Below are 6,881 nucleotides of genomic sequence, written 5' to 3'. Positions count from 1 at the left end.
CGCTGATGATGCTGACCTCTGCCTTGTCGAGAAACTGATACTCACGGGCCAGGCCCCAACCGCCCCGATGGCGGCCCCGCCCACCGGAATCCGGCCGGTAGGCATAGCGCAGAACCCGCAGTGGCCAGTTCATTTCCACTACCTCCACCGGGGTATTGAGGGTGTTGGTCATATGGGTATGCACCCCATCCAGGCCCGGCCCGGCCCGATGGGCCCCGCCGCCACCGCCCAGGGTCTCGTAGTAATCCCATCGCCGACCGCTGAGCGACCCCATGGCAAGGTTGTTCATGCTGCCCTGACTGGCCGCGGGCATTTCATCCGGTATGGCCTGAGCCAGTGCGCCAATGAGTGTATCCACCACGCGGCTGCTGGTTTCCACATTGCCCGCCGCCACTGCTGCGGGGGGACGGGCATTGACCAGGCTGCCGACCGGCGCCTGGATGCTGACACCTCGAAAGGCGCCTGCCGAGGCCGGCATCTCCGCCGGCATCAGACAACGGAAGACGTACAGTACCGCAGCCGCGGTCACCGACAGAGGACAGTTGATGTTTCCCGCCACCTGATCGGCAGTGCCATCAAAGTCCACCGTCACATCGCCCCGCTCCACCTTCAGGCATACCCGGATGGGAATATCCTCGGCACCAAAGCCATCATCATCCATGTAATCGGTAAAACAATACCGACCCGAAGGGATGCGAGACAGGGTGGTCCTGGCCATGCGTTCGGCATAATCGTTTATGGCGGCAAGGGCCTGATCCCATTGCGCCCCCTGATGATCGGCCGCCAGCAATCGGAGTTGTTCGACCCCGGCGCGAACCGAGGCGACCTGGGCAGCAAAATCGCCCGCCACCAGGGCGGGGTTGTTCATTCGCCCTGTCAGGGTAGCCATCACCGTCTGATCCAGATCACCATGGCGACCAATCAAGGTCGGCGGAATGATGACGCCCTCGTCATCCAGGTCCCGGGACAGCGGCAGGGAACCGGGGCTGCTGGAACCAATGTCGGAGTGGTGGGCGCGGTTGGCGACAAAGCCGAGCAGCCGCCCCGCCTCGAAAACCGGCATGATCACGGTTACATCCGGCAGATGGGTTCCGCCGAGATAGGGGTCATTGAGGGCGAGGATGTCACCTGCCGCCCAGTCGCGGACATCCACCACATCTCGCATGGCATGGGCCATGCTGCCCAGATGGACGGGAATATGGGCCGCCTGGGCGCAGAGTTCACCACGGGCATCAAAAAGGGCACAGGAAAAATCCAGCCGGTCACGGATATTCGGGGAAAAGGCGGCCCGGCGCAGCACTGCGCCCATCTGCTCACAAATGCTGTTGATGCGATTGATGAAAACGGACAGTCGAACCGGATCCAAGCTGACCCCCCATCCGATGAATGGACCTCAAGGGTACTTGGCCGGGGGGCGGGAAACAAACGGCCAAGGATGAGGCCATGGATTGTCTAGCCGGCAGGGTCCCTCTCGGGCAACTGGCGCACCACTTCCCACTGCTCTTCGGGACTCAACTGACTCCATTGAGCAATTTCCGTCAGTGAGCGAAAGCAGCCCATGCAATAGCCCTCGTCATCCATTGTGCAGACACCCACACAGGGGGATTCCGGCGGTTCGGGACTGGCCGGCATGGCGCGCGGCGACTGCCGGTCAGGCTCGTGGTCGGCCGGGGATTTGAGGTACTGGCGTACGACTGCCTTGCTCATGGCTGATGTCTCGGTCACTCAAATGAAGGCCCGCGCGGGCTGCGCGGGCCTCGCATTGTACATTATTTGGCCAGATTGGCCGCGGCGAACTCCCAGTTCACCAGCTTCCAGAACGCCTCCATGTACTTGGGGCGGGCGTTGCGATAGTCGATGTAATAGGCATGCTCCCAGATATCGCAGGTGAGCAGCGGCGTGAGACTGTCATCGCTCAGCGGAGTTTCAGCATCATCCGTCTGCACGATATCCAGGCTGCCATCGGCTTTCTTCACCAGCCAGCCCCAACCGGAGGCAAAATTGGCCACGGTCTGTTCGGTGAACTCCTTGCGGAAGGCATCCACCGAGCCCCAGCGCTTCTCGATGGCGGCTTTCAGCTCACCGTCCGGCTCACCGCCGCCATTGGGGCTGAGAGACTGCCAGTAGAAGTTGTGGTTCCAGACCTGGGCGGCCTGGTTGAACAGTTTGCCGCTGGCCTTTTTCACCAAGTCTTCCAGACTCAGCTCGGCATCGGGCGTGCCCTCCACCAGGCCATTGAGGGTATTGACGTAGGTCTGGTGGTGCTTGCCGTAGTGATATTCCAGGGTTTCCCGGCTGATATGGGGCTCCAGGGCATCCATGGCATAGGGCAGCTGCATCAACTCGTGACTCACTCGGGCCTCCTTAGTGTGGCTCATTGGGATAATACCGGCCGGCCGCGCCCGCAATCCGGGCAGGCCTTGTAATCCACCGGTTCTGTCCTAGGGTTTAGGGGGTACGTTCCAGCGCTCTCCTGGAACGCGTTTCCATTATCCACCATCTGTCAAGTCTCGAAACCAACGAGAGGTACACAAGAATGAATCCACTCAATTCCATCAAGGGTGTCTGGATCCTGGGCTTTGTGCTCGCGGTGATTCTGGGCGTGGTGGTCAACCTCACCGCCACCGGTAGCTGGTTTGACTTCAATCACGCCGAGTTCTGGCGCTGGATTCACGTCATTGCCGGCATTGTCTGGATTGGCCTGCTCTACTATTTCAACTTCGTCCAGATTCCGGCGGTGGCCCAGGCCGGCAGTGAGGCAGCCCCCATCAACCGCTTCGTGGCCCCCACGGCACTGCTCTGGTTCCGCTGGGCCGCCGTCGCTACCTGGGTGTCCGGCGCCATCTATCTCGCCATCATCCAGCAGTTCGCCAATGTCTTCACCCTGGGCTTTGCTGGCGGGTTCGACGCCGCCTACGGCCTGCCCATGGGCATCGGCGTCTGGCTCGGGACCATCATGCTGATCAATGTCTGGGCACTGATCTGGCCGAACCAGAAGAAGGTTCTGGGTATTGTCGAGGCCAGTGACGAGGAAAAGACCAAGGCCAAGCAGATCGCCAAGATGGCCTCGCGCACCAATGTGGTCCTGTCCATTCCCATGCTCATGTTCATGGTCGCCGCCAGGGGTGGCGTCTCGGTGCTCGCCCTCTGAACGGAGCACCCCCGACCATCAAGCGCAACGGCCCGCTTCGGCGGGCCGTTTTTTTGGCTATCCGTCATCGAAGGGCTCTCGACAAAACCTAAGCCACCCACCAACACGACCAAAATCCCCCCCCTTCACCAGATCTTCTTTGTCGCACCAACCCGGGCACCCTATACTGGCCCCATGAAGCCAATCCGCTTGCAAACCGGCCGTGGCCGCCCCGAATTCATCATGCTCCTGGTGGGCCTGTTGCTGGCCCTGGGCGTGCTTACCCTGGCCTTTGAGCGGATTCTGGACCAACGCCAGCACCCCAACCAGGCCGTCAGCGCCCAGGCCCTGCAGGATGGCAGCCTGGAGATTCGTCTCGACCGAAATCCCCAGGGTCATTATCTGGCCAGTGGTCACATCAACGGCGAGCCGGTCCGCTTTCTCATCGATACCGGTGCCACCGGCATTTCCGTCCCCGGACACCTGGCCCGGAAGCTGGGACTGGAACGTGGCGCCGCCATCCCCACCCGCACTGCCGGCGGTCGGGTGAACAGCTACCTCACCCAGCTCGAGAGTGTCAGCCTGGGCGGCATCCGCCAGGACGATGTGCGCGCTACCATCAACCCCCATATGGACCTGGATGAAGTCCTGCTGGGCATGAGCTTTCTCGGCCCGCTGGAAATGGAGCAGCGCGACGGCACCCTGGTGATCCGGCAACCCGCCCGACACTGAACGCCCATCGGCGGTATAATTCCGCGCCCGATTTCTCCCAGGAGACCGCTGTGCTGCCCTTACCCAAGGATCTGGACAAACAGGTTGACCGCGCCATTGAGGAGGATCTGGGCGACGGCGATCTCACTGCCGCTCTGATTCCGGCTGACCGCCAGGCCCAGGGCTACATTCTCACCCGCGAGGCGGCGGTTCTCTGCGGCACGCCCTGGGCCGAGGCCGTGTTTTCCCGCATTGATCCCCAGATCAGGGTGGAATGGCTTGCCCGGGAAGGCCAGCAGTTGGCGGCGGATACCCGCTTTGCCCGTCTCTACGGCCCGGCACGAAGTCTGTTGACCGCTGAACGGACTGCCCTCAATTTCCTCCAGACTCTGTCCGCCACCGCCACCGAAACCGCCCGCTATGTCGCCCTGGTGGCTGGCAGCAACACCCGTATTCTGGATACCCGCAAGACCCTCCCCGGCCTGCGCACCGCGCAAAAATATGCTGTACGCTGCGGTGGTGGCCATAACCACCGTGTGGGCCTGTTCGACGGTATCCTGATCAAGGAGAACCACATCGCTGCCTGCGGCGGGATTGGTGCGGCAGTGGCGGAAGCCAGGCGACACCACCCCGGGGTCGCGGTCGAAGTGGAAGTGGAAGACCTGAGCGAGCTGGATGCGGCCCTGACAGCGGGTGCCGACATCCTGATGCTGGACAATTTTGACCTCCCCGGCCTGCGCGAGGCAGTGAAAATCAACGCCGGGCGCGCCAAGCTGGAAGCCTCCGGAGGGCTCACTGAGGAGGCGCTGCGCGGAGTCGCTGATACCGGGGTGGATTTCATTTCCGTCGGCGCGCTCACCAAGCACATTCGCGCCATCGACCTGTCCATGCGGCTGGATCCCTGAGCCGCTGGGGCAGCGAGATATTCCGGCACAGCTTGACCCAAATCAGATTTCGCTCGCCGCCCAATATGGTATGCTGAGCGGCCCGTGAAACAAGCGTTTGAATTTTGCCCTTCCGGGCACTCAACAGCTTCATTTCGACATCTCGAACAGGAGGACGACCATGTCCGGCCTTGTCTGGTTTCTCGTCACCATCGCCCTGGCCCTTTCCCTGGCCTATATCCGGGCGAGCCTCCCCGTATGGACCGGCGCCTTCGCCGCCCTGATCGGGGCCAACTGGCTTATCTCCGGCAGCCTGCCGCTGGTGGCCACCATTGTTTTCCTGGCTGTGGCCATTCCCCTGAACGTCCTGCCCCTGCGGCGGGCAGTGTTCAGCAGCCGGCTGCTGAACTGGTTCCGTTCGGTCATGCCCCCTATTTCTCAGACCGAGAGGGTGGCCCTGGATGCGGGCAACACCTGGTGGGACGCTGACCTGTTTACCGGCCAGCCGGACTGGAACAAGCTCCTGAGCTATCCCTCGCCGCAGCTGACTGACGAGGAACAGGCCTTCGTGGACGGACCCACCGAAGAGCTTTGCAAGATGATCGATGACTGGCAGATCACTCATGAGCTCAACGATCTGCCCGCACCGGTGTGGGATTTCCTGCGCGACAACCGTTTCTTCGGCATGATCATTCCCAAGGAATACGGTGGCCTCGGCTTCTCCGCCCTGGCCCACTCCTCGGTGGTGATGAAGGTTGCCAGTCGCAGTCCTTCCGCCGGTGTGACCGTGATGGTGCCCAATTCCCTCGGGCCGGGTGAGCTCTTGCTCCATTACGGTACTGACAAACAGAAGGACTACTATCTGCCGCGGCTGGCCAAGGGCGAGGAAATCCCCTGTTTCGCCCTGACCGGCCCCCATGCCGGCTCCGACGCGGGCGCCATCCCCGATACCGGGATCGTCTGCAAGGGTGAGCACAACGGCAAGGAAGTGCTGGGCTTCCGGCTCAACTGGGATAAGCGCTATATCACCCTGGCCCCGGTGGCCACCTTGCTGGGCGTGGCCTTCAAGGCCTATGACCCGGATGGACTGTTGGGTGACAAGAAGAGCCTGGGCATTACCCTGGCCCTGATCCCCACCGACACGCCGGGCGTGGAGATTGGCGACCGCCATTTCCCCCTCAATGCCTCCTTCCAGAACGGACCTACCCGCGGCAAGGATGTGTTCATACCTATGGAATACCTGATCGGGGATCAGGAGTACATCGGTGAGGGCTGGCGCATGCTCATGAACTGCCTGTCGGTAGGCCGGGCCATCTCCCTCCCGGCCCTGGGCACCGGTGCCGGCAAGCTGTCCAGCCGAGCGACGGGCGCCTATGCCCGGGTTCGCAAGCAGTTCAAGACCCCCATTGGCAAGTTCGAGGGTGTTGAAGAAGGTCTAGCCCGTATCGGGGCCTACACCTACCGCATGGAAGCCATGCGGCGCATGACTGCCGGCGCCCTGGATCTGGGTGAAAAACCATCAGTGCTCTCGGCCATTCTCAAGTACCACTGCACCGAGGGCATGCGCCAGGTCGTGGGTGACGCCATGGATATCCACGGTGGCAAGGGCGTGATGATGGGCCCAGGCAACTACCTGGCCCGCACCTACCAGTCCATTCCCATCAGTATCACGGTGGAGGGTGCCAATATCCTCACCCGCAGCCTGATGATCTTTGGCCAGGGCGCCATCCGCTGCCACCCCTATCTCCTCAAGGAGATGGAGTGTGTGGGCATGGAAGATGAGGAGCAGGCGGTGCGCAAGTTTGACCGCGCCCTCTTCTCCCACGTGGGCTTCACCATCAGCAATGCGGTTCGTGCCTTCGTCACCGGCCTGACCCGGGGTCTGTTCATCCGCACGCCTGAAGCGGGTGAGGTCAGCCGTTATTATCGTCAGTTCTCTCGCATGAGTGCGGCCTTCGCCTTCTCCGCCGATGTGACGCTGCTGTTGCTTGGCGGCGAACTCAAGCGCAAGGAGAGACTCTCCGCCCGCTTCGGTGATGTCCTCAGCCACCTTTACATGGGCTCGAGCATGCTCAAGCAGTTCGAAGACCAGGGTCGTCCTGCTTCGGACCTGCCCATGCTCCACTGGGCCTGTCAGGAATCGCTGTACATCATCG

7 protein-coding genes are annotated in these 6,881 nt (G+C 62.0%); 4 read left to right on the top strand and 3 right to left on the bottom strand.

What is annotated here, in order from left to right:
• The 3 genes from ACJWXQ_RS08015 to ACJWXQ_RS08005 form a co-directional block, all read right to left on the bottom strand.
• Positions 1 to 1,366, bottom strand: a 1,366-nt coding sequence (locus tag ACJWXQ_RS08015; RefSeq protein WP_406672545.1) for a hydantoinase B/oxoprolinase family protein, incomplete at its 3' end; no start/stop codon positions are given.
• 86 nt (positions 1,367 to 1,452) lie between these two features.
• Positions 1,453 to 1,707, bottom strand: a complete 255-nt coding sequence (locus ACJWXQ_RS08010; RefSeq protein ID WP_346050242.1) for a DUF1289 domain-containing protein — start codon at positions 1,705 to 1,707, stop codon at positions 1,453 to 1,455.
• A gap of 62 nt (positions 1,708 to 1,769) precedes the next feature.
• Complete coding sequence (locus ACJWXQ_RS08005; protein ID WP_346050244.1) at positions 1,770 to 2,354, bottom strand: Fe-Mn family superoxide dismutase; 585 nt, start codon at positions 2,352 to 2,354, stop codon at positions 1,770 to 1,772.
• A gap of 182 nt (positions 2,355 to 2,536) precedes the next feature.
• Between ACJWXQ_RS08005 and ACJWXQ_RS08000 the strand changes: the two genes are divergently transcribed.
• The 4 genes from ACJWXQ_RS08000 to ACJWXQ_RS07985 all read left to right on the top strand — a co-directional run.
• Positions 2,537 to 3,151, top strand: coding sequence for a urate hydroxylase PuuD (locus ACJWXQ_RS08000; protein ID WP_346050246.1), 615 nt, complete (start codon positions 2,537 to 2,539; stop codon positions 3,149 to 3,151).
• Positions 3,152 to 3,340: 189 nt separating this feature from the next.
• Positions 3,341 to 3,862, top strand: coding sequence for a TIGR02281 family clan AA aspartic protease (locus ACJWXQ_RS07995; protein ID WP_346050248.1), 522 nt, complete (start codon positions 3,341 to 3,343; stop codon positions 3,860 to 3,862).
• Positions 3,863 to 3,912: 50 nt separating this feature from the next.
• Positions 3,913 to 4,746, top strand: a complete 834-nt coding sequence (nadC, locus tag ACJWXQ_RS07990; RefSeq protein ID WP_346050250.1) for a carboxylating nicotinate-nucleotide diphosphorylase — start codon at positions 3,913 to 3,915, stop codon at positions 4,744 to 4,746.
• A gap of 160 nt (positions 4,747 to 4,906) precedes the next feature.
• The coding region (locus ACJWXQ_RS07985) for an acyl-CoA dehydrogenase (RefSeq protein WP_406672544.1) at positions 4,907 to 6,881 on the top strand (1,975 nt) is incomplete at its 3' end.

Origin of the sequence: Natronospira sp., from assembly GCF_007134575.1 — a bacterium.
Classification (GTDB): Bacteria; Pseudomonadota; Gammaproteobacteria; order Natronospirales; family Natronospiraceae; genus Natronospira; species Natronospira elongata.
This window is presented reverse-complemented; position numbering and strand designations above follow the sequence as displayed.